The sequence below is a fragment of the Terrimonas sp. genome (assembly GCF_003075435.1).
Classification (GTDB): Bacteria; Bacteroidota; Bacteroidia; order Chitinophagales; family Chitinophagaceae; genus Agriterribacter.
Window position 1 is genome coordinate 457,412 of record NZ_QCZJ01000001.1, and the last position, 21,794, is coordinate 479,205.

At 39.4% G+C, this 21,794-nt stretch carries 22 protein-coding genes and 5 tRNA genes; 20 read left to right on the forward strand and 7 right to left on the reverse strand.

Annotation, left to right across the window (positions count from 1 at the left end; all coding sequences use genetic code 11):
* Nucleotides 1-1,050 (forward strand): ABC transporter permease, encoded by a 1,050-nt coding sequence (locus tag DC498_RS01815; RefSeq protein ID WP_116872400.1) that lies wholly within the window; start codon nt 1-3, stop codon nt 1,048-1,050.
* Here the strand turns inward: DC498_RS01815 and DC498_RS01820 are convergent.
* From DC498_RS01820 to DC498_RS01840, 5 genes are all read right to left on the reverse strand, one after another.
* Nucleotides 1,047-1,322 carry a Txe/YoeB family addiction module toxin gene (locus DC498_RS01820; protein ID WP_116872401.1) on the reverse strand — a complete coding sequence of 92 codons (276 nt, stop codon included), beginning with the start codon at nt 1,320-1,322 and terminating at the stop codon, nt 1,047-1,049. The two genes, DC498_RS01815 and DC498_RS01820, sit on opposite strands and share 4 nt — an antisense overlap.
* An 82-nt stretch (nt 1,323-1,404) precedes the next feature.
* A complete protein-coding gene (locus tag DC498_RS01825) occupies nt 1,405-1,581 on the reverse strand; it encodes a type II toxin-antitoxin system Phd/YefM family antitoxin (RefSeq protein ID WP_116872402.1) in 177 nt (58 codons plus the stop codon).
* A gap of 141 nt (nt 1,582-1,722) precedes the next feature.
* The gene (locus DC498_RS01830) at nt 1,723-2,268 is read right to left on the reverse strand and encodes a hypothetical protein (RefSeq protein WP_133176733.1); all 546 of its coding nucleotides are present in this window, start codon (nt 2,266-2,268) and stop codon (nt 1,723-1,725) included.
* A 211-nt stretch (nt 2,269-2,479) separates the two neighbouring features.
* Nucleotides 2,480-4,885, reverse strand: coding sequence for a TonB-dependent receptor plug domain-containing protein (locus tag DC498_RS01835; RefSeq protein WP_116872404.1), 2,406 nt, complete (start codon nt 4,883-4,885; stop codon nt 2,480-2,482).
* A 168-nt stretch (nt 4,886-5,053) separates the two neighbouring features.
* Complete coding sequence (locus DC498_RS01840; protein ID WP_116872405.1) at nt 5,054-5,662, reverse strand: riboflavin synthase; 609 nt, start codon at nt 5,660-5,662, stop codon at nt 5,054-5,056.
* A gap of 106 nt (nt 5,663-5,768) precedes the next feature.
* Between DC498_RS01840 and rpsU the strand changes: the two genes are divergently transcribed.
* The 15 genes from rpsU to DC498_RS01920 all read left to right on the forward strand — a co-directional run bounded on the left by rpsU (nt 5,769) and on the right by DC498_RS01920 (nt 15,622).
* Entirely contained in the window at nt 5,769-5,969 is a 201-nt protein-coding gene (gene rpsU, locus DC498_RS01845; protein WP_116872406.1) for a 30S ribosomal protein S21, read from the forward strand.
* A 73-nt stretch (nt 5,970-6,042) separates the two neighbouring features.
* Nucleotides 6,043-6,948 carry a tyrosine-type recombinase/integrase gene (locus tag DC498_RS01850; RefSeq protein ID WP_116872407.1) on the forward strand — a complete coding sequence of 302 codons (906 nt, stop codon included), beginning with the start codon at nt 6,043-6,045 and terminating at the stop codon, nt 6,946-6,948.
* Between the two features lie 142 nt (nt 6,949-7,090).
* Nucleotides 7,091-7,396 (forward strand): ribosome hibernation-promoting factor, HPF/YfiA family, encoded by a 306-nt coding sequence (gene hpf / locus DC498_RS01855; RefSeq protein WP_116872408.1) that lies wholly within the window; start codon nt 7,091-7,093, stop codon nt 7,394-7,396.
* Nucleotides 7,397-7,590: 194 nt separating this feature from the next.
* A tRNA-Thr gene (locus DC498_RS01860) sits at nt 7,591-7,663 on the forward strand.
* 45 nt (nt 7,664-7,708) lie between these two features.
* Nucleotides 7,709-7,791 (forward strand) — tRNA-Tyr (locus tag DC498_RS01865).
* A 43-nt stretch (nt 7,792-7,834) separates the two neighbouring features.
* A tRNA-Gly gene (locus tag DC498_RS01870) sits at nt 7,835-7,907 on the forward strand.
* A gap of 82 nt (nt 7,908-7,989) precedes the next feature.
* Nucleotides 7,990-8,061: transfer RNA gene (locus DC498_RS01875), tRNA-Thr, on the forward strand.
* 106 nt (nt 8,062-8,167) lie between these two features.
* On the forward strand, nt 8,168-9,355 hold the full coding sequence (gene tuf / locus DC498_RS01880) for an elongation factor Tu (protein ID WP_116872409.1): 1,188 nt from the start codon (nt 8,168-8,170) through the stop codon (nt 9,353-9,355).
* 166 nt (nt 9,356-9,521) lie between these two features.
* Nucleotides 9,522-9,592, forward strand: a tRNA-Trp gene (locus DC498_RS01885).
* A gap of 17 nt (nt 9,593-9,609) precedes the next feature.
* Nucleotides 9,610-9,807 (forward strand): preprotein translocase subunit SecE, encoded by a 198-nt coding sequence (gene secE / locus DC498_RS01890; RefSeq protein ID WP_116872410.1) that lies wholly within the window; start codon nt 9,610-9,612, stop codon nt 9,805-9,807.
* Nucleotides 9,807-10,370: a transcription termination/antitermination protein NusG gene (nusG, locus tag DC498_RS01895; protein ID WP_116872411.1), complete on the forward strand. Its 564-nt coding sequence runs from the start codon at nt 9,807-9,809 to the stop codon at nt 10,368-10,370. The genes secE and nusG overlap by 1 nt, the downstream gene beginning before the upstream one ends.
* Nucleotides 10,371-10,531: 161 nt before the next feature.
* A complete protein-coding gene (locus DC498_RS01905; protein ID WP_133176734.1) occupies nt 10,532-10,897 on the forward strand; it encodes a hypothetical protein in 366 nt (121 codons plus the stop codon).
* Nucleotides 10,898-11,117: 220 nt separating this feature from the next.
* Nucleotides 11,118-12,764: a CTP synthase gene (locus DC498_RS01910; protein WP_116872414.1), complete on the forward strand. Its 1,647-nt coding sequence runs from the start codon at nt 11,118-11,120 to the stop codon at nt 12,762-12,764.
* A 186-nt stretch (nt 12,765-12,950) separates the two neighbouring features.
* The gene (gene yidC / locus DC498_RS01915) at nt 12,951-14,789 is read left to right on the forward strand and encodes a membrane protein insertase YidC (protein ID WP_116872415.1); all 1,839 of its coding nucleotides are present in this window, start codon (nt 12,951-12,953) and stop codon (nt 14,787-14,789) included.
* 167 nt (nt 14,790-14,956) lie between these two features.
* Nucleotides 14,957-15,622, forward strand: a complete 666-nt coding sequence (locus DC498_RS01920; protein ID WP_116872416.1) for a hypothetical protein — start codon at nt 14,957-14,959, stop codon at nt 15,620-15,622.
* A gap of 10 nt (nt 15,623-15,632) precedes the next feature.
* Here the strand turns inward: DC498_RS01920 and DC498_RS01925 are convergent, their stop codons facing one another.
* Nucleotides 15,633-16,013, reverse strand: coding sequence for a hypothetical protein (locus tag DC498_RS01925; RefSeq protein WP_116872417.1), 381 nt, complete (start codon nt 16,011-16,013; stop codon nt 15,633-15,635).
* A gap of 145 nt (nt 16,014-16,158) precedes the next feature.
* Here DC498_RS01925 and DC498_RS01930 point away from each other — a divergent pair, with 145 nt between their 5' ends.
* From DC498_RS01930 to DC498_RS01940, 3 genes are all read left to right on the forward strand, one after another.
* Entirely contained in the window at nt 16,159-17,580 is a 1,422-nt protein-coding gene (locus DC498_RS01930; protein ID WP_116872418.1) for a tetratricopeptide repeat protein, read from the forward strand.
* Nucleotides 17,581-17,756: 176 nt separating this feature from the next.
* A complete protein-coding gene (locus tag DC498_RS01935) occupies nt 17,757-18,530 on the forward strand; it encodes a phosphosulfolactate synthase (RefSeq protein ID WP_116872419.1) in 774 nt (257 codons plus the stop codon).
* Nucleotides 18,527-19,258, forward strand: a complete 732-nt coding sequence (locus tag DC498_RS01940) for a shikimate dehydrogenase family protein (protein ID WP_116872420.1) — start codon at nt 18,527-18,529, stop codon at nt 19,256-19,258. The genes DC498_RS01935 and DC498_RS01940 overlap by 4 nt, the downstream gene beginning before the upstream one ends.
* 87 nt (nt 19,259-19,345) lie before the next feature.
* Here the strand turns inward: DC498_RS01940 and DC498_RS01945 are convergent, their stop codons facing one another.
* On the reverse strand, nt 19,346-20,428 hold the full coding sequence (locus tag DC498_RS01945) for an NUMOD4 domain-containing protein (protein ID WP_116872421.1): 1,083 nt from the start codon (nt 20,426-20,428) through the stop codon (nt 19,346-19,348).
* A gap of 462 nt (nt 20,429-20,890) precedes the next feature.
* Here DC498_RS01945 and DC498_RS01950 point away from each other — a divergent pair, with 462 nt between their 5' ends.
* Nucleotides 20,891-21,793 (forward strand): UbiA family prenyltransferase, encoded by a 903-nt coding sequence (locus tag DC498_RS01950; RefSeq protein ID WP_116872422.1) that lies wholly within the window; start codon nt 20,891-20,893, stop codon nt 21,791-21,793.
* The last annotated feature ends 1 nt before the right edge of the window (nt 21,794 follow it).

Here is a 21,794-nt window from a genome sequence, read left to right on the forward strand (position 1 = left end):
TTGATACGCTATATCCTGCAAAAAATAATCTATGCTTTACTGGTACTGGCAGGAGTAGTATGCATTGTCTTTTTCCTGTTCCAGGGTTTTGGTGATCCTGCAAGGCTGGTGCTTGGTCAAACCGGCGACAGCACAACCATCCAGAATATCCGCAAAGAACTTTATCTCGATCAGCCCAAATGGAAGCAGTTTGTATACTATGTAAAAGATATTTCTCCGGTAAGCATTCATTCAAAAGAGGAAATAGCGCAAAAACAATTGAAAGGCATTTTTATTGGCGGAGAAACTAAATTCGCGATCAAGCTTCCATACCTCCGGCATTCTTATCAAACAAAAAAAGATGTGCTTAGTATTCTTTCTGAAGCGTTGCCCGGTACTATGTTGCTTGCTACGGCTGCCATGTTGTTTGCTACTATTCTCGGCATTGCCTTAGGTGTACTGGCAGCGGTAAAACAAAATACATGGTGGGATACTTCTGCTGTTTTTACAAGCGTGCTGGGTATATCAGCGCCATCATTTTTTATCGGTATTCTTATCGCCTATTTCTTTGCGGTTATATTAGGTGAGTATACCGGTTTAAATCTTACCGGCAGCTATTACGAATACGATGATTATACCGGAGAAAAATACCTCTCGCTGAAAAATCTTATACTGCCTGCGCTCACATTAGGTATACGCCCGTTAGCTATTATAACGCAGCTTACACGAAGCGCCATGCTGGATGTGCTGAACCAGGATTATATAAGAACCGCTTATGCCAAGGGATTAAGCAAATCAACAGTAATATTCAAACATGCGTTTCGCAATGCATTAAATCCTGTATTAACTGCGGTTACTGGCTGGTTTGCAGAACTGCTTGCCGGCGCTTTTTTTGTGGAATATATTTTTGGTTGGAGAGGTATTGGTAAAATAACCGTTGATGCGCTTGACAAGCTCGACTTTCCCGTGGTGATGGGCAGTGTCCTTATCACAGCCACGCTATTTGTTATCATCAATATACTGGCTGATGTATTGTATAGTATTGTGGATCCGAGGGTGAAGATTGATTAGTGATCATAGTGAAAGCGGCATTGAACAACGTAGCATTTCTGATCTGCGCCTTTTTTGCCTTCAACTTTATATACAATCCTGTGTTCGCCGGTAATTCGTCTCGACCAGTAACCTTTCAAATCATACCTGAGTGGCTCAGGTTTTCCCGTTCCTTGAAAAGGAGTTCTTTTAATTTTGTTCAGTAAGTCTTTAATTTTTTCAACAATTGAGCTATCCGTTTCTATCCAGTATTGAAAGTCTTCCCAGCCAATCTCCGTAAACTCAAAATTCATAGCAGCGATTTTATAATTTGAATTTACGGGTCTTTCCTGCCTTCAATTGTTTGATTGAGTCTTGTAATCTTTGTCTATTGGCTTAGGTTGACAGGAGATGCCCTCTTTCGCAAAGTGAGTTATATTCCTTCATTGATAATATCACAACAGCTTCTTCCTCTGCTGCTCTGGAAACCACGATAACATCTGAGGATTTAGAAACATCATCCAGGTATTTTTTGATATTGTTTCTTAACTGAGTTATGGATACTGCTTGCATTATGCTTTATTTATGTACGTAAAAATGTACAAAATATTGTACGAATATCAAAATCAACTCTGACTTCCGCTGTGCGTGGCGTCTTCGCTACGCACAGCTGTCTTTTCGCCTCCGGCGAGGATGATAGATTGTATATTGCAACTATTTCTCTTTTGATGGTTTTAAAAGTCCTTTCGGTCTTTTTGCGTTAATAGCAACTATATAACGTTGAGGGATATTGCCATTTAAAAAATTTTCCTTATTGTCAATAATCGATATACTTTCGAAATTTTTGTCTGTAATAAGGAATAAGCTGCCCGGTGCGGAACTATCAGATAGAGATTCTCCATTTAATACATATTGAACTATAGTATCAGCTTCCGGCACTTCTATTAATTTCTTGTAATTTTCTGATTTTTCTCTAAAAAAATTCCAATAAGCAACTTTTGCTGCTTTTTTGGTCGTTACATAAACAGCTCCATCTATACCTCTATTCCCGAAAAGCTTTTTAGCTTTCTTTGGCTTTACAATACTAATGTTTGAAATATCAACTGGGTTAAGTGCCCATAAAATACTCATTTCTACCTCAATACTATCTATGAATATAACTGGATCTTGCCCCATTTTCTTCATTACCTTTTTGGTAGATTGTCCAAAAGAAGTCAAAGCGAGCAACACTGTTATGATAAAAGTCAGAGATGTCCGCATCAAACGTTTATTATAGTATATATGAAACTAATTCATATTATTATCTCATTTTACTCGTTCCGAAAACCCAGCATATAACGTTCTATATTCTGTGTATATATATATATACACACACATAGGAAAACTATCATAGCATCAGTAAAATTCTTGAATATTACTGAGCCGCATATTAGTATTCTTACGAGCATTCAATAGCGAAAAACAGAAAATTTTACTGCAACCCAAACTTATCATCATAAAACAGCGGAATATCATCATCCTTTGTAAAGCCAATGATCACTACACGCAAATTTTTCGCATCATCATTATTGAAGAAACGGATAGTAACAGGCTTTCCTCTTTCTACCTCCAGAAACGGGTTCCAATACAGTACATCTCTTTTATCCTTATCGGCTATTTTGATTGAGTTGTCCTTATAATCAGGCGATGTAAAAGGCGCAGATTTATCAAATCCAAGCAATGTACTGTTGCTTAATGAAGGTGTTTTCTGCGCATTGGCAGGCTGTGTATCTCCGCGGCGGGTATATATAGCTACCGCGCCACCGCCGCCACCGCCGATACCCCCTAAAAATGCGCCTTTAATCACCTTAACCATCGCAATATTGCTTACGGGCAAACTATTAATGGCAGAAGCATCTACCTGCATTTCGTCAAGATATAAACCAACCTGGCTACCTCTTATCATAGGCACATAGTTTCCGTTCTGCATTTGTATCTGCAAGCCGGCTACGCGGCCCTGCAACCATTGCAAAATGTTTTGCGCACTTTGGGCGTCCTGGTTTTCATTTACCAGGTCAAATACATTTTCATTCATGCTTTTAAACATGCCTGAGCTCAACTTATCATTCAGTTCCTGCGATTTACTTTTTTTCTGTGCTACAATTTTTACTTCCTGCAGGGTTTTAAATTGTTCGTCAGCAGATTTTTGATTAGCCCTTGTAGCCATCGCCCTCGCTATGTCATCAGGAACCGGGTCTTTGGCAGGGCGCTTCACCAGCTTAAAACCACTCACAGGTAACGACCCTTTAAAATCAATGGAGCGGAATAATGGTTCAAAAGTTATAGATACATCTCTGAAAGTACTCTTCCCGTTAACCTGGTAATATACTTTTACCGGTTCCTCATATATCATGTTCTTTAGCTCAAATACGCCTTTTGAATCAGTAGTAGCCTGGGTAAACTGGTTCGTAGAATCTTTAAAATAAAAAATCAGGTTTACACTCTGGTTGGCTATAATACCACCATTTCCGTACACTGTTCCTTTGTAAGAAATATATGGCTCGGGTAAATATTTTATTTCCGGAAATTTTCCTGCAAGCAGATCATCCCATTTGAATCTTTTCCATTTTTCAGATATGAGTAAAGCGTCAAGCCCTGCTGTGTTGGCATCCACACCTAAATATTGCGCAGGTGCGTCAATCGCAGTAGTAAAATCACCGGTAAGCCACATCGTGCTCAAAATATTTTCTTCGCTCAGTATATCTTTCACACTGCCGTCTGCTATTAATACAGCGTAATGTGTATAATTAGTATCAGGAATAATATCAATGGAATTAGCTCCGCGCGGCTGCTTGTTTAAATATAATTTAGGAAATGCAGGTCTGCCTACGGTTAACTGCTGCGGCAGCACAAAGCAAAGCCTTTCGGCCAAAAGTTTATCATCACCATCAAATACCGAGAGGTGAAGCACCCCGTTAATTAATTTATCTGTGGGAATGGAGCTGCTTATTTCAGGAACATTTTTTACAATGGTTGCTTTGTATACAAAAGCATTGTTCATTGTGCCTATGATCTTATATCCCTTTGGGTGGAATGTGAGATTTTTAAACTGGATGGAATAGAAGATTGCATCAGGCGTGCTGTTCACCTGCAGGTTAATGCCTGATTCAGCTACCTGCGGCAATGCTATAGTTTGCTTCTTTCCTTTTTTATCTTCTACAGTTACCTGGTATTTTTTCCCGGGCTCAGGTATAATATTGAATACACCCACATTCTTATCAATCGCTTTAAAAGAAACCAATTTTTCAGCAGGCTTGGAAGCTTCTGTTAAATACCCGCTCCACGCATCCGGCATTACGCCTGCCGACTGCATGCGAACGGCAACCCTGGTAGCCGCTCCTGCAATAAAGTTCCCTCCTTCCGGAAATGCTGCTGCAGTCCACTCCGCTGTTGAATCTGCAACAAGTTTTTGGGGTGAAGCAGGATTATACACCTGCAATGTATGTTTATAATAAAAATCTTCACTAAAGTTCAGCATCCAGTTAGTATAAGCTCTTACATAATAAGAACCTTCAGGCAGGGAATCAGCAAGAGAAAAACTGCTTTGTCCCTCTCCACCAAACAACGGAACCAGTTTTCTGCTGATTAATGCTTTTTTGCTGCTATACAGCTCCACATACATACTGGTGGAGATAGAGGAGTGATTATACCCGTCAAAAACAAATGTTTTAAACCAGATATTATCACCGGCAACATATTTATCCTTGCTGTAGAGTATATATATTTTTTCCTGCGGATATTTTTCGCTTAGTGTTTGTAGTGCTTCCTGCACTTTATCCTGTGCATCAGCAAAATGAACCAGTGTTACCAATGATAAAAAAAATGCTATTCTTTTCATGCCTTATCAAACATTTTATGAATGTACTATACAGGTATAACTACTTTTTGCAAGATAGCATGAGCATCTGTTAGTACCAGGTTAATATTATAGGTGCTGTATAAACCTTTCTGCAATATATAGGAAGAAAAAAGAACTGAGCATATAATATTGCCGGAATACAGGCACTCAATTGTTTTCAAAACCCTTTGCAGACAGTTCCATTCCTCTCACTACATATTTTCCCACCATATCAAATTCCAGGTTCACACTGTCGCCTGTGTTAAGCCGGTGCATATTGGTATGTTCAAATGTGTAGGGAATAATCGCTACCGAAAATTGCTGTTGGGTTACATCAAAAATGGTAAGGCTGATGCCATTCACCGCTATTGAGCCTTTTTCAACCACCAGTCTGGCAAATTTTCCTGCAAATTCAAACCGGAACTGCCAACTGCCTTCAAGTGCTGTTTTTTCAATGCAGGTAGCGGTTGTATCAACATGCCCCTGCACAAAATGCCCATCCAGCCGCCCGTTTGGGGTAAGGCATCTTTCCAGGTTTACCAGGTCGCCGGTTTTCCAGTTGCCCAGGTTGGTTTTTACCAGGGTTTCATGAATGGCGGTAACCTGGTGAATATCGCCCTGCACCTTTTCTACTGTAAGGCATATGCCATTATGAGATACGCTTTGGTCCGGTTTCAGCTCAGCGCTGATGGCAGACTGTACCTGGAAAATCCTGTTAGTGCCCTTATTTTCAATGGAAATTATAGTGCCGATTGTCTCAATTATTCCTGTGAACATGCTGCAAATTACTAACAGGCAATGATTTTTTTGTATGAAGATTTGCTTTTTCGGCCGTGATTACTATCTTTGCGCTCCTTAAAACCGTAAAGGGGGTATATTAATTATGTTGATTATTGATTCAAAAGATTGCGAAAATATAGACAAGGCACTCAAAAAATACAAGAAAAAATTTGAGAAAGCGAAAATTTTATTGCAGTTAAGAGGCCGCCAGTCTTTTACAAAACCTTCGGTTAAACGCCGTGGTGAAGTGCTGAAAGCAATCTACAAGCAGAACATCCATAGTGGAAAGATCGAGGTTAAGTAACCCCGGTTAATAAACTTGCAAATAAACCTGAAGGTAGCTGTGAAGTGTCATAACTTTACAGCTACCTTTTTTTATGTCGCCAGATTCTATATATCATATTTATCTCCAGTCTTTTATCGATTATATAAAATTCGAAAAACGGTTTTCGCAGCATACGGTTATTGCATATGAAAAGGATTTAGAACAGTTTTTCACTTACCTGGAACAGGAACGGGATTCTCCCCCAATCATTGAAATTCAGTCAACCTATATAAAATCCTGGCTTGCGAATATGATGAAGGATAAAAGGAGCGCCAAAACCGTAAACAGGAAAATATCCACCCTTAAAGCTTTTTTTAAACAGCAGCTCAAAACAGGCGGTTTAGAATCTACACCGATGGGTACAATAGTATCACCTAAAATAAGCAAGCGCCTGCCAAGCTATGTGGAACAGAAGGAAACGGATACGCTTTTTAAACATGTTGAGTTCAGCGAAGGCTTTGAAGGACAAACACAGCGGCTGATACTAGCCCTGCTTTACGCTACCGGCATGCGCCTTAGTGAGCTGGTAAATTTAAAAGAAAGCCAGGTAGACCTTGGGCAGAAGACTTTAAAAGTGCTGGGCAAAGGAAATAGGGAACGCATTATTCCTATAGGGAATGATATATCACAGGCACTTGCGGATTACCTGCAACTTAAATCTTCATTACCTGAAGCAGATCATATTTTTTTATTAATAAATGCTAAGGGAAAAAAACTATATCCCAAGTATGTTTACCTGGTAGTAAAAAAATATCTTTCGCTGGTAACCACTCAAAAGAAAAAGAGTCCCCATGTGCTGCGCCATACTTTTGCCACCCACCTAACCAACGAAGGCGCAGACATAAACGCCGTAAAAGAGCTTTTAGGGCACTCCAGCCTGGCGGCTACACAGGTATATACCCATAATACAATTGAGCGCCTGAAGGATGTTTACAGGAAAGCTCACCCCAAAGCATAGGTGAAAAAAATGCATGTTAAAACAATAAAATTTATTTGAAAACTTGTGCATAAAAGCTTAATTTGAGGCTAATGAAACAGGTAGTTTCAGAAGTTCTTTAGATATTATTTTTATTGTTCACAGCATTTAAAAAAGGTCTATCATGAATGTAAACATTCAAACTGTGCATTTTGACGCAGCATCAACTTTAATTGAGCATGTAAACAAAAAAATTGAGAAGCTAAACAATTTTCACGACAGGATCACAACAATAGATGTATACCTGAAACTTGACAATGTAGCGCACCAGATTAAAGATAAAATAGCGGAGATAAAAGTGAACATTCCCCGCTACGCATTTTTCTCCAAGGAATGTTCAAAATCTTTTGAAGAATCATTTGACAACGCTTTAGATTCTATCATAGAACAGATAAAAAGAAAAAAAAATAAACAGATGCAGGCCGCATAACAAAGAGACCCCAAACGGGGTCTTTTTGTTTTTTACCCCATTTTCGCTCCATTCCTTCTCTATCATTTGTAAAAATTTCTTTTTTATAAATTTTTGCATTTCAATAATTCCATTACCTTTGCCTTCCCAAAAAATAAGGGGTCAAATATTTTTATTTGAAAGTTCTTTACAGCATTGAGTTTCAGTCAAAAAATGCCACTTTAGCTCAGCTGGTAGAGCAACTGATTTGTAATCAGTAGGTCGTTGGTTCGATTCCGACAAGTGGCTCAGGCTTAAATATTGGATATAATTTTTGACAATTTGATTTTTTAGGGGCAAGTAGCCAAGTGGCCAACGGCAACAGACTGTAAATCTGTCCTCTTCGGAGTTCGGTGGTTCGAATCCATCCTTGCCCACGGATTAATCTCAAATTTGAAATTTAAAATTTCAAATTAACAAGCGGGAGTAGCTCATTTGGTAGAGCGATAGCCTTCCAAGCTATAGGTGGCGAGTTCGAGCCTCGTCTCCCGCTCTTTAAAGTTTGGCGTTTACAGTTTGCAGTTTAAAAGTTAGCCAACTGGAAACTACAAACTCTGAACTCTTAAACTGAGAATGCCGTTGTAGCTCAGTGGTAGAGCACTTCCTTGGTAGGGAAGAGGTCGTGAGTTCGATTCTCACTAACGGCTCAGGAAATGAATGATTAAATATTTTTTTTAATAAACAGTCTGCAACCTGTAATAAAATGCGTTCGGGGAGCAACTAAATTTTAAACCTCAATAAAACAGATAAACGATGTCAAAAGAGACCTTCAAGAGGGATAAACCCCACGTAAATGTTGGTACTATCGGTCACGTTGACCATGGTAAAACTACTCTTACCGCAGCTATTACCGAAATCCTTTCTAAACAGGGATTGGCGCAGGCTAAAAAGTATGACGAAATTGATGGTGCTCCTGAAGAAAAAGAAAGGGGTATCACTATTAACACAGCTCACGTAGAATATCAGACAGCTAACAGGCACTATGCTCACGTAGATTGCCCTGGTCACGCTGACTATGTAAAAAATATGATTACAGGTGCTGCTCAGATGGACGGCGCAATCCTGGTGGTTGCCGCTACTGACGGTCCTATGCCTCAAACAAGAGAGCACATCCTTCTTGCCCGCCAGGTAGGTGTACCTCGTATGGTGGTATTCATGAACAAGGTTGACCTTGTTGATGATCCTGAGTTACTGGAACTGGTTGAAATGGAAATCCGCGAATTGTTAACCAAGAACGGATTTGATGGTGATAATACGCCTATTATTAAAGGTTCTGCTACAGGTGCTCTTGCAGGCGATGCTAAATGGGTTGGTGCAATCACTGAATTAATGAACGCAGTTGATGATTATATTCCTCTTCCTCCCCGTCCGGTTGATTTACCATTCCTGATGAGTGTGGAAGACGTATTCTCTATCACTGGTCGTGGTACAGTTGCTACCGGCCGTATTGAAAGAGGTCGTGTTAAAGTAGGTGAAGGTGTTGAAATCGTAGGTTTGATGGAAAAACCGCTTCCTTCTACTGTAACAGGTGTGGAAATGTTCCGCAAATTGCTGGACGAAGGTGAAGCTGGTGATAACGCTGGTTTATTATTGCGCGGTATTGAAAAAACACAGATCCGTCGTGGTATGGTAATCTGTAAACCAGGTTCTATTACTCCGCACACTGAATTTAAAGGTGAAGTTTACGTACTAAGCAAAGATGAAGGTGGACGTCACACGCCATTCTTCAACAAATACCGTCCTCAGTTCTATTTCCGTACAACTGACGTAACAGGTGAAGTAACTTTACCTGCTGGAACTGAAATGGTTATGCCTGGCGATAATACATCACTTTCTGTAACCCTTATCCAGCCTATCGCAATGGAAAAAGGTTTGAAATTCGCGATTCGCGAAGGCGGTCGTACAGTAGGTGCTGGTCAGGTTACTGAAATTATCAAATAAAAAGCCCACCTAATCCTCCCGAAGGGAGGACTTTGGAAAAGCTTTAATACTTTTGCAAAGTACCTTAGGCGGTTAGCTTGGGTACTTTGTTTTTAGAATAAGTTCTTTAACAATATCAGAGTCCCTAAACTTCTCCTTGCGGGAGGTATAAAGGCACTCTTTTTACACGGGCATGGTGCAACGGTAGCATACGGGTCTCCAAAACCTTTGATCAGGGTTCGAATCCTTGTGCCCGTGCTTTGAAAAATTGAGTTATGAATAAAATAAGCGCGTATATTAAAGATTCATACCGCGAGCTTTTAGAAAAAGTGAGTTGGCCAAGTTGGCGTGAGCTCCAGCAATCTACCATGATTGTGCTGGTAGCTACATTGCTTATAACCGGCTTGATTTGGGTGATGGACTTTGCCAGCAATTCACTGTTAAAATTTATTTACTCTTTATTTAAATCATAATGGAAGAAGTAGTAAATGCCGAAGAAACCAAATGGTATGTGCTGCGTGTAGTGAGCGGCAAAGAAAGAAAAGTGAAAGAATACCTTGATAAAGAGGTATCCCGCAGTGATTGGGGCAAAGTGGTAAAACAGGTTTTTCTGCCGGTTGAAAAAGTATACAAGGTACAGAACGGGAAAAAAGTAATGCGTGAGCGTAACTTCTATCCTGGTTATGTTATGATTGAAGTTGAGCCGGGCAAACTGAACGACGATATCATTACCACTATAAAAAACACCAATAGTGTTATTCATTTCCTTGGAAAAGATAATCCTATTGCGCTCCGCAAAGCTGAGGTAAACAAAATGCTGGGTAAGGTAGATGAAATGAGCGATGCCGGCGTAACCATGAGCGAACCTTTTATAGTGGGTGAAACCATCAAAATTATTGACGGACCTTTTAACGACTTTAACGGCGTTATTGAAGAAGTGAATGATGAGAAGAAGAAATTAAAAGTAAACGTAAAAATATTTGGACGCGCTACGCCTGTTGAACTGAACTATATGCAGGTAGAAAAGATCGTTTAGGATATTTAATAAGTAACATACTCCATCATATTCAGGTTCCGAACCCCCAAAGGTTCGGAACCTTTTTTATTGCAGTTACAAAATGATAAAAAACAGCAATATTCCTGTAAGCCGCTCCGTTTGTATCTGGTAATTCCCTCAAAGTACCTAATATCCGTTTTATGAAAAGGATCTGCCTCACGCTGTTTGCATGCTGCTGTCTTCTGTTTTCCTGTAAAAAAGAAGCCGCTGATACTATACAAATAAGAGTGCAAAATGCCACTCCTCTACAAATTGAGCAGATACATATTTCAGGCGGTGCGGATGCAGAAATAACCTTTGAATCATTACCTGCAGGTTTTACAACCGGTTACAGAACTGCCGGTAGTCCTGAAATTGTCACTCCCCAATGTAAAATTTATGTCCGCGGTTTGCAGGATCCTTTTGTTTCTTCAGACAATGACCTATCCCGGCTAAGACCCGGGCAGTACACCTGCCACGTAACTTATATCAATGCCCTGCCGACAATAAAATTCACCAAAGAATAACTGATTTCCCGCTGATAATCATTGCGTTTTCTTTTATCAGGTAATACCATTTATTTATTTTTCCACATTAGCTGCGGATAGTTTTTTGTGCCGGAATAAAAAACCGTAAGTTTGCACGACCTCTCTGGATGTATCTTCCAATGTAACAGGTCAGGTTTCAACAGCATATCTCAATAGTTGGGATATTATTTTTTTTAGGTATAACATTAATATTTAAGTCATGGCCAAGTACATTTTTGTTACCGGTGGCGTAACATCTTCTTTAGGTAAAGGTATTATCTCTGCTTCGCTTGCTAAGCTGCTGCAGGCCCGTGGCTTAAAAGTAACCATTCAAAAATTTGACCCCTATATCAATGTTGACCCTGGTACCCTTAACCCATATGAACATGGAGAGTGTTATGTAACAGAAGATGGCGCTGAAACAGATCTTGACCTTGGTCATTATGAGCGTTTCTTAAACATTTTCACATCGCAGGCCAATAATGTTACCACTGGGCGTATTTATCAAACCGTAATTAATAAGGAAAGAGAAGGAGCCTATTTAGGTAAAACCGTACAGGTTATTCCGCATATTACCGATGAAATAAAAAGAAGAATGTTGCTTCTTGGCAATGAAGGTTATGATATTGTTATTACTGAATTAGGAGGAACTGTGGGCGATATAGAAAGCCTTCCTTTTATTGAAGCGGTTCGCCAGCTTCAATGGGAACTACCTGATGAAGATTGCCTGGTTGTTCATCTCACTCTTATTCCTTATTTAAAAGCGGCAAAAGAGCTTAAAACAAAGCCAACCCAGCACAGTGTTAAATTACTAAGCCAGGAGGGTGTTAATCCTGACATCATTGTATGCAGAACAGAACGACCGCTTTCACCTGAGATCCGCAGGAAAATCGCATTGTTCTGTAATGTAAAACCCGATGCTGTAATCGAATCCGCTGATGCTTCCACTATCTATGAAGTTCCGCTGATGATGATGCGGGAAAAACTGGACAAAATATGCCTTAAAAAACTGGACATACAACAGTTTAATGAACCTGAATTAAGTAAGTGGAAGGAGTTTCTTGATAAACTCAAATACCCAAAAAATAAGATCAATATAGGATTGATAGGCAAGTATATAGAATTGCAGGATGCTTATAAATCCATACTCGAAGCGTTTGTGCATGCAGGTGCCGTAAATGAATGCAGCGTAAATGTGGTTAATATTCACAGCGAATTTATCAGCGCTGAAAATGTGGAAGAAAAGCTCAGTACACTGGATGGTTTACTGGTAGCACCGGGTTTTGGTTTAAGAGGCATTGAGGGAAAAATTTTAGCGGTTAAATATGCCCGTGAGAATAACCTGCCTTTCTTTGGTATTTGTCTTGGCATGCAGATGTCAGTTATTGAGTTTGCCCGGAATGTGCTTAATTTAAAAAATGCACACTCTACTGAAATGGATGTAAATACCCCGAATCCTGTAATTGACCTGATGGAGGAGCAAAAGAAAATTACAGCTAAAGGTGGTACCATGCGTTTGGGCGCTTACCCCTGTGAGTTAAAAGAAGACACCCTGGCTTACCAGATTTACCAAAAGCCGGATATCAGCGAGCGGCACCGCCACCGCTGGGAATTTAATAATGCTTACCTGGAAGCTTTTGAAGAACATGGTATGATAGCAAGCGGTAAAAATCCTGAAAGCGGGCTTGTTGAGATAGTAGAGCTAAAGAACCACCCTTACTTTATTGGCGTTCAATATCACCCTGAATTAAAGAGCACGGTCGAAAACCCGCATCCGCTGTTTGTAAGCTTTATTAAGGCTTCAAAGGAATTTAATGAAACAAAAAATGCGAAAAAGAAGCCATTATTGCAGGGTGAAATGATATAGAAAGCTATCAGCCGTCAGCTATCAGCTTTTAGCTATCGGCAGCAAACATTCATAACTCAAGGCTGATTACTGACGGCTGATAGCTGACAACTGATAGCTATTTCCCCGTTTCCTGAAACAATTGCACTTATCGCCCCAAAGTTTAGCCAAACACATTACCTTTGCCCACTCAAATTTTAAGGTAATATGCAGTTTGATAAAAACGCGATCATTGGCTTTGTTTTGCTGGCATTGATGTTCTTAGGCTTTTTCTATTTTACCCGTACCGGTCAACTGGAGGCTGAAAAGGAAAGAAAGCATATCCAGGATTCCCTGGCTGCACTTCAACCTAAGGTAGATAGTAATCTTGTCCGTACAGATTCAATAAACAGGCAGAACCAGGATAAATTAAATGCCGCGGGTCAGTTTCAAACTGCTGTATCGGGCAGTGAGAAAGAAACCATTTTAGAAAACGATCTTGTTAAAATAACTTTTACCAATAAGGGAGCTCAACCAAAGATCGTTGAATTAAAAAAATACAAATCGGTAGACAGCCAGGATGTTAAGCTTGTTGAACCCGGCTTTGATAAAATATCTTACCCTATTAATACAGAAGCCAATCGCTCCATTCAAACCGGCGACTTGTATTTTGCCCAGGGCGAAATTTTAAAAACAGCAGACGGCGGACAGTCAATTGCTTATATCTTAAAAGATTCCACAGGAAAAGGAATAACCCACCAGTTTACTTTACATCCGGGCAACTATATGGTTGACTGGAATATTGAGTTTACTGAACCCGGCGCATTACTTACCCAGAATAACCTGAACCTGCTTTGGCAAAACGAGGTTATACAACACGAAAAAGACATTGTAACCGAAAAAAGAGAAACGCAGATTGGCTTTTGGATTAAAGATGACTACGATTATTTTACACTTGGCAGAAGTTATGATCATCAATTTGAAGCTCCATTGAAATGGCTGAGTGTTAAACAGAAATTTTTTAATACTACCATCATCGCTAAAAATAATTTCAATTCAGGCTCTATAACCTGCACGGAAAATCATGACACCACAGGAATAATCACGGCCGCTACTTCTAATTTAAAAATTGTTGTTCCGGCAGGCAATACCGCTACTATTCCTTTGCAGATATATTATGGTCCTAATGATTATAAAATATTAAAGAGCTACGATCTCGGAATGCAGGAGGTGATCAATCTTGGACAGGGTCCTTATGCTTTTGTAAAGTACATCAACAAATGGCTGGTAATGCCTGTGTTTGACTTTATTAAAAAGTTTGCGGGCAGCTATGGATTGGTAATTGCTTTACTTACCATTTTCATTCGTGTGCTCACTTCTCCCCTGTTATATAAGAGCTATTTAAGCGGCGCCAAAATGAAGGCGTTACGTCCCGAACTTGATATTTTAAAAGCAAAGTTCAAGGATGATCAGCAGGGATACGCAATGGAGCAAATGAAGGTGTTCAGGAGCGCGGGAGTAAATCCTTTGGGAGGATGTATGCCTGCATTATTGCAGATACCTATATTCTTCTCGCTGTACAGCTTCTTTAATTCTGCAATAGCATTAAGAGGTGAAAGTTTTTGGTGGGCAACGGATCTTTCTTCATATGATTCAATATTGACCTTTGGTTTCAATATTCCCTTTTACGGTAATCATATAAGCTTATTTACTTTACTGGCTACAGGTACCAGCTTACTTATTTCTATTTATGGAATGTCGCAAACACCAACCCAGGATAACCCCATGATGAAATATATGCCATATATATTCCCCATCATGTTGTTAGGTATTTTTAATAGTTTACCATCAGCTTTAACCTGGTATTATACGGTTTCTAACCTTATTACACTGGCGCTGCAATATGTTATACAGAATTTCATCATCAACCACGATAAAATTCTTGCACAATTAGAGCTCAATAAAAAGAAGCCGAAGACAAAAAGTAAATGGCAGGAACGGTTAGAGCAAATGCAGGAAACGCAAAAAAAATTGCAGCAAACAAAAAATAAACAACAGGGTAAATAATCATTAAAGCGATTATTATAAATGAAACGACAGAGATAAGATATAGTGATCTCTGTCGTTTTACTTTTATCAAAATCAAACTATTGTTTACCCGGCAACAGCTTTTTTAACAAGGGTCATACAACTACACACCGCATTTTACTATCTTTAAACCTAAAGCTTGATCAATGCATTGTAGATACATAGCAGTTATTGCCTTCGTTTTATCGTTTGTTAATCCTCTTAAAGCGCAAAAAATACTTTCTGAAGGCACAATTGTTTATGATATCACTATTCAAACCGGAAGCAAAGAGCCTCAACTGGCAGATATGTTTGACGGCGCTAAAACTACCATCTATTTAAAAGGTGGCCAGAGCCGTACAGAAATGGTTAGCCCGCTTGGTTCTACCATCACTATACTTGATGCAAGAAATAATTCAGGCGCTGTGCTTAAAGAGTATGGGAACCAGAAACTGCTGATCAAAATGTCTAAAGAAGACTGGACAGATATTAACAGCAAATATTCAGGTATTGTTTTTACTATGGAGAATGAAACAAAGGAGATTGCCGGGTATAAGTGTCAAAAAGCCAGTGCAAAACTTAAGGATGGAACTACTTTCACCGTTTTTTTTACAAAGGAGCTGGTGACTGAAAATAAAGATTACGATTTTCAATTTAAGAACCTGCCAGGCCTGCCGCTTGAATATGAGTCATCTTTAGGCAATCTTAAAGTAAAATACACAGCATCCAAAATCGCCTTCGACCCCATCCCTATGCAGAAGTTCGCGGTTCCTACATCTGGATACAGGCAACTTACTTATGCTGAAAGCAAAACGTTGAAAGGAGCACAATAATCAAAAAATATTACCGGGGATTTGCTTGAGTTGGAGCAGTCTTAATAAAACCGGGAAGCTTAACACCGGATTGTGTTTTATAAGGCAACACGTAGGTAACATTTCCTTTCTTAAAAGAAACAATATTACTTTGAGATTTTAACTGTTGGGTTGATTTATAACCTACCGGGGTATTGTTCCTGGAAGGAATAGTATAGCTATCTTTTAAAGAAAAAGTAACCTTTGATTTTAAGTTGGAAAAACTAACATTTTCTGTACTCTTGGTTTTATCATCACCAGCGCTGGAACGCTTACCGGTAACAGCAAATACATACTGACCAACAGCGAAGACTGTAATCGCTATCAGCGCATGTTTAACAGACAATGTTTTTATAAAATTTCCAATTTTCATTTACTTAACAAAAATAGCAATTTATTTTAACTATTTGCAATACCATTCATCATAATTTTTGCAGCACCTTAACAATTGAATCAAAAAACATGCAAAAGTTTGTTTTTATAAAATAAAGGCTTAAATTTCATTAACTTACGTTCATATGCAAGAAAATCCTTATCGAAACGACAAAAATGAGATGAGAGATTTATTAAAGCAATTTGAAAATCTCCGCTCAGGCAAAAATCACTCATTCCTGGAAGAAGAAGCTTTTGAAAAGATAATTGACCATTTTGACGACAAAGATGATGTTGCCAGTGCCATTGAAGCGGTAGAACTGGGCATAGAACAATTTCCATATTCCTCCTCTTTAATGGTTAAAAAGGCAGATCTGCTTATTGCAACCAGGAGATATACCGAGGCATTGGAAATGCTTGAAAAGGCCGAAATTTTTGACAATTCTGATATAGATATTTATATACTCAAAACCGATATTTTCCTGGCGCTTGATGAGCAGGAAAAAGCTGTAGAACTGCTGGAAACCGCCATTGATATGTTTGAAGGGGAAGAGAGGATTAATCTCCTTTTTGAGTTGGCGGATGTATATGATGATTATGAGGAATTTGATAAAGTATTTGATTGTCTTGTTCATATACTTCACAATGAGCCCAACAATGAGGAAGCATTGTATAAGATATGCTTCTGGACTGATTTTACCGGGCGCAGCGAGGAAAGTATAAAGCTGCATCAGAAAATATTAGATGATTTTCCATACAATGAGCTGGCCTGGTTTAACCTGGGCGCTGCATACCAGGGTTTAAAATTATTTGAGAAAGCGATTGATGCTTACAAATACGCACTGGTGATCAATGAAAAATTTGATTATGCATACCGCAATATTGCAGATGCGTATATCCGGCTGAGAAAATACAGGGATGCCATAGAATCATTGGAAAAGGTGATTGAATTAGCGAGACCGGAAGATGTGATTTACGAAGCTATAGGGCATTGTTACGACCGGTTAAAAAATTATGCGCAGGCAAGATTTTATTATAAAAAAGCATCGCACCTGAACAGCGATGACAGTAAACTGTATTATAAAATAGCCTGTACTTATATCAATGAAATGTCGCTGAACAAAGCGGTTCAATACCTTGAATCTGCAATGCGTATACATCGTATGCAGCCGGAGTATAATCTCGCCATGGGTGAGTGCCTGCTGGAACTTGGAAATATAAGGGATGCCATAACATATTTTTCAAACGTGGTAAAGGTGCGCCCACGCAGCATCAGCGGGTGGGAGGCATTAATAAGATGCTTGTATAAAGAAGATTATTTTGATGAGGCAATGGAACAAATTGCTGCTGCTCAGAATATTGCGGGAGATAAGCCTATATTTCTATTTTATAAAAGTGCCGTGCTTTTTGGAATGGCTAAAAGTAAAGAAGCTTTGCTTTTGCTTCAGCAGGCAATGGAAGCTTCTCCCAAAACCTTAAAAAAGTTCATTGAGCTAAATCCAACCATCCTTCAAAATCAACAGGTTGTTGATATAATAGCCTATTACAAGAAAAGAAGATCAATCTGACATGAAAAAATAATCACTGGCAGAGGAAATTACGGCTATACCCCTGCTCCTTTGCGCCCTCTCCACGGGTTGGGAGCAAAGAAAATAATGATGTGAAAATCCGGAATGCGCCCGGGGATTACTCACCTAAACCTAATCTTCCTTATTTTTGCTGATTCTTAAAACATTGGATATTGATGAATTTCAATCTCAGTCAGATACCTGAACGAAAAACCAAACCAAGAAACTCAGGTATAACAATGGTGATGGATAAGGGCTTAAGCATTGAAGAGGCAAAAAATTTTTTAAGTATCTCCTATCCGTATGTTGACATTGTAAAACTAGGTTTTGGTACTTCATTTGTTACTCCCCGGCTTAGAGAAAAAATAGAGCTTTACCAATCTTACGATTTGCCTGTATATTTTGGCGGCACTTTGTTTGAAGCATTCCTGATAAGAAATCAATTCCAGGATTATATAAACGTTTGCAAAGATTATAATATTAGCTATATGGAGGTGAGTGATGGCTCCATTACTATTCCTCATGCTGAAAAATGCGGGTATATTGAAAAACTCACAAAGCACGGAGTTGTATTAAGTGAAGTAGGCAGTAAAGATGCCGAGCATATTATTCCGCCTTATAAGTGGATAGAGCTTATGAAATCTGAACTTAATGCCGGTTCAGAATATGTAATAGCTGAAGCAAGGGAGGCGGGTAACGTGGGCATATACAGGGGTACAGGAGAGGTACGCGAAGGCCTGGTGCAGGAAATTCTGACACAGATACCGGAAGAAAAAATAATATGGGAGGCGCCGCAAAAAGCACAACAGTTATATTTTATTGAATTGCTTGGCTGTAACGCGAATCTCGGCAATATTGCTCCAACTGAAATGATAGCGCTTGAAGCAATGCGTATTGGCTTAAGGGGAGACACCTTTCATTTGTTTTTAAATAAAGACGACGTAGAATGAAGTTATATGGGCTGATCGGTTATCCGCTGGGGCATTCTTTCTCCAAAAAATATTTCACGGAAAAATTTGAGCGGCAATCGCTGGATTGCAGGTTTGAAAATTTCGCCATAGAAAATATATCCCTGCTGCCTGCTATTATTGAGCGGCATCCTTCGCTTGAAGGCTTATGTGTAACCATCCCTTATAAAGAAAAAGTGCTTCTGTACCTTAGCGAAATGTCGCCGGAAGTAAAAGCGATCAATGCCTGTAACTCTGTTAAAATAAAAGACGGAAAACTTTACGGCAATAACACAGACGCTATTGGTTTTGAGCAATCGTTGAGGCAAAAGCTACAACCGCACCACAGCAGCGCCCTTATCCTGGGAACCGGTGGCGCAGCAAAGGCGGTTGAATACGTTTTGAAAAAATTGGGCATCACCTGTTCGTTAGTAAGCAGAAGCACCGGAGATAATGTTATTACCTATGGGTCATTAACCAATGAACTGGTAAGCAAAACCTATCTCATTGTAAATGCTTCCCCTGTTGGCACTTTTCCAAAAGATGATGCCTATCCTCAAATTCCATATGAAGCTATAACAGAAAGGCATTTTCTTTTTGACCTTGTATACAATCCTCCCAGGACCATTTTCCTGCAAAAAGGAGAAGAAAGAGGTGCAGCTATTCAAAATGGCTTTGATATGCTTGTTAACCAGGCTGAAGCAAGCTGGGAAATATGGAATGCACGGTAGGATAAAGAATATGCTATGTATTTTTATTTGGGAGAGATATTTGTAGCCAGACAGGAAGTTGCCAAAGCCTGCTTTTCCTGTTCATTTCTAAGACAGCCATTTCCAAATATACCCGTTGCTTGATTTGGTCTGTTTCTGTAAAGCCCTCCGTATATTTTCGTAAGTGCCGTCAGTTTGACTTGCGGCAAAAGAAATACTATCGTAAACCCCAAGCTTTCTTCCATCGGTGGAATATTGAGCGAACTTCCTTTTCCTGAGCTGATCCTTATATTCTCCCCTGTACCTGTCGCCGGCAAATCTCCATACAAAACCGCCTGCCTGCATGGTTCTCTTTTTTGCCGTTCCGGAGATCTCAGTTGCAAAAATATTTAGCAGCCTGGCAGCTTCATTAATGCTTTTATATTCTGCCAGCTTTTTACCTCCGGGGCTGTATTGAATAATTTTCTTCTCCTTTCCTATCTGGCTTGCCAGTTCTCCTGCATAACCTTCGTCCGCGTAGCGATATATAAAACCTTTCAGTGATTTAATTTTTTTTTGTGCGCAAAGCGCCACACATCCAATGCTGATCTTGTTTTTTTTGGCGGCGGTCGTGATACTGAGATAGGAAGCGACCAATCTGCCATCAGGTGTATATTTGTTTACCTTTTTCCTTCTGCCGCGCCCTGCTGCAATGGCATTTTTTACAAAGAACGCTTTGGGTAATAACTCAACCGGTGGCAGGTAACGGTTATTTTTCAATCCCCGGATCCGCAGTTCAGACCGGGTGCAAAGTCCCAGGTTATCCGCTCGGCAGTTAAGTCCGTTGCCATCCAGGGGAAATACAAGCAAACCATCCATTCTTTTACCTGTTTTTGGAAGCACAAACATCTCGTATACAAGCCGCCCTACCCTGACATTTAGTATCACCCCGTCCACAAAAAGTTTAACTGCAGGCCCGTAAGTGTAATCTCCTACATAACGATTTTTAATTTTTGAAACAGCTTGCGAGACTATTCTTTCTTTCAGCCTGCGCCCATTGGGCGCTGTCCGGTAATATACAATCCTTTCCAGGGCTTTTACACGCCCCAGGTTTGAAACAACATAGTAGCCTTCTGTATACGGAATCTCCCGCCACTGCTCTCCTTTCAGATCCTTCAGCGATTTATTCTTATGAGTAGGTATCTTCTTCACAGCCTCTTATTTGGTTCCTGAATGCTTTTATAAATAATGAGTAAAGATAATGCACAAAATTCTCCGCATGCATATGTCCGTTGACATTAATACAAAAGGGGTTAAAAGATAGCAATCACCTGGTTTGGGTATAGTTCTTACACAGTCTGGTTATAGTTCACTGCTTATACATGTTTCAAATTTGCAGCATCATTTTTAAACAGCATAGCAATGAATACAACACATACAATAAGCACGAACACTTTAAGCACTCTTTTACAAAAGAGCGAATTAAATAAACCCGTAACAAAAATCCTTTTTGCCTGTGTGCCTGCCGACGGCCATTTTAATCCCTTATTACCGCTTGCAACACATCTTCTGAACACCGTCGCTATATGAATTTAATTGTAAGGCACGTAATGCCTTCTTCCCCAAAAAAGAAAATAACCTGTTATGTTTGCAGGCAAATTATTGTAAAAAAGGGTGATCAATAAAGCGGTACAGTTTGTATTTTTTGCCAACTATTTTGTGGGGTTGCTTGCTGTAATGCTTGCAATTGAAACATGTGTGCAATTACAATTACCTTTAAGTTCACCAGCTTTTTATACTTTCCTTTTTTTTGCTACTGTATTGTATTATACCTGGGCATATATCCTGCCCCCGGCAGCCAGTGCCACCAACCCAAGAACAGCATGGTATAAAACACATGCACGCTATGTTGTCAGCACTCAAATCCTGTTTATTGTAATTATTGCTATTTCGCTCTGTGTTTTAGGTGTTGAAAATTTTAACCGGCTGCATTTTTTTAATATTTATGACTGGATCATCCTGGTAAGCATTCCTTTAACAGGCATATTATATTATGGATTATTACCAAGATCAATTCTAAACAGGAACCTGCGTGATACAGGATGGATCAAACCATTTGTAATAGGTTATGTATGGGCAGGGTGGATATGTTTTTTGCCCGCTATGATGGCTAAAATGGAAGGAAGCGTTCAGCTAAACTCCACACTTATGCTTTGGCTGTTCATTAAAAACTGGATGTTTTGTACGGTAAACGCTATTATGTTCGATATTAAAGATTATGCCGATGATTCAAACAAACAATTAAAAACATTCGTGGTAAGATTTGGTCTCCGGAAAACCATATTTGTTATACTTATACCATTGCTTTCTATCGGGGTAATATCGTTTTTGATATTTGCAGTACAAAATCACTTCAGCTTGCCCAGGATCATATTCAATTTAATTCCTTTTGCATGCTTATTATATGTATCGCTTTCCCTGCAGCAAAGAAAATCCATATTATACTACCTCATTGTTATTGATGGGTTGCTCTTGATAAAAGCCGTGTGCGGTATTTGTGGAATTATATTTCAATAAT

Coding starts and splice junctions, on each gene's coding strand:
- DC498_RS01820 (WP_116872401.1), bottom strand. CDS start 1,322: ATGAATTTTGAGTTTACGGAGATTGGCTGGGAAGACTTTCAATACTGG.
- DC498_RS01825 (WP_116872402.1), bottom strand. CDS start 1,581: ATGCAAGCAGTATCCATAACTCAGTTAAGAAACAATATCAAAAAATAC.
- DC498_RS01830 (WP_133176733.1), bottom strand. CDS start 2,268: ATGCGGACATCTCTGACTTTTATCATAACAGTGTTGCTCGCTTTGACT.
- DC498_RS01835 (WP_116872404.1), bottom strand. CDS start 4,885: ATGAAAAGAATAGCATTTTTTTTATCATTGGTAACACTGGTTCATTTT.
- DC498_RS01840 (WP_116872405.1), bottom strand. CDS start 5,662: ATGTTCACAGGAATAATTGAGACAATCGGCACTATAATTTCCATTGAA.
- rpsU (WP_116872406.1), top strand. CDS start 5,769: ATGTTGATTATTGATTCAAAAGATTGCGAAAATATAGACAAGGCACTC.
- DC498_RS01850 (WP_116872407.1), top strand. CDS start 6,043: ATGTCGCCAGATTCTATATATCATATTTATCTCCAGTCTTTTATCGAT.
- hpf (WP_116872408.1), top strand. CDS start 7,091: ATGAATGTAAACATTCAAACTGTGCATTTTGACGCAGCATCAACTTTA.
- tuf (WP_116872409.1), top strand. CDS start 8,168: ATGTCAAAAGAGACCTTCAAGAGGGATAAACCCCACGTAAATGTTGGT.
- secE (WP_116872410.1), top strand. CDS start 9,610: ATGAATAAAATAAGCGCGTATATTAAAGATTCATACCGCGAGCTTTTA.
- nusG (WP_116872411.1), top strand. CDS start 9,807: ATGGAAGAAGTAGTAAATGCCGAAGAAACCAAATGGTATGTGCTGCGT.
- DC498_RS01905 (WP_133176734.1), top strand. CDS start 10,532: ATGAAAAGGATCTGCCTCACGCTGTTTGCATGCTGCTGTCTTCTGTTT.
- DC498_RS01910 (WP_116872414.1), top strand. CDS start 11,118: ATGGCCAAGTACATTTTTGTTACCGGTGGCGTAACATCTTCTTTAGGT.
- yidC (WP_116872415.1), top strand. CDS start 12,951: ATGCAGTTTGATAAAAACGCGATCATTGGCTTTGTTTTGCTGGCATTG.
- DC498_RS01920 (WP_116872416.1), top strand. CDS start 14,957: ATGCATTGTAGATACATAGCAGTTATTGCCTTCGTTTTATCGTTTGTT.
- DC498_RS01925 (WP_116872417.1), bottom strand. CDS start 16,013: ATGAAAATTGGAAATTTTATAAAAACATTGTCTGTTAAACATGCGCTG.
- DC498_RS01930 (WP_116872418.1), top strand. CDS start 16,159: ATGCAAGAAAATCCTTATCGAAACGACAAAAATGAGATGAGAGATTTA.
- DC498_RS01935 (WP_116872419.1), top strand. CDS start 17,757: ATGAATTTCAATCTCAGTCAGATACCTGAACGAAAAACCAAACCAAGA.
- DC498_RS01940 (WP_116872420.1), top strand. CDS start 18,527: ATGAAGTTATATGGGCTGATCGGTTATCCGCTGGGGCATTCTTTCTCC.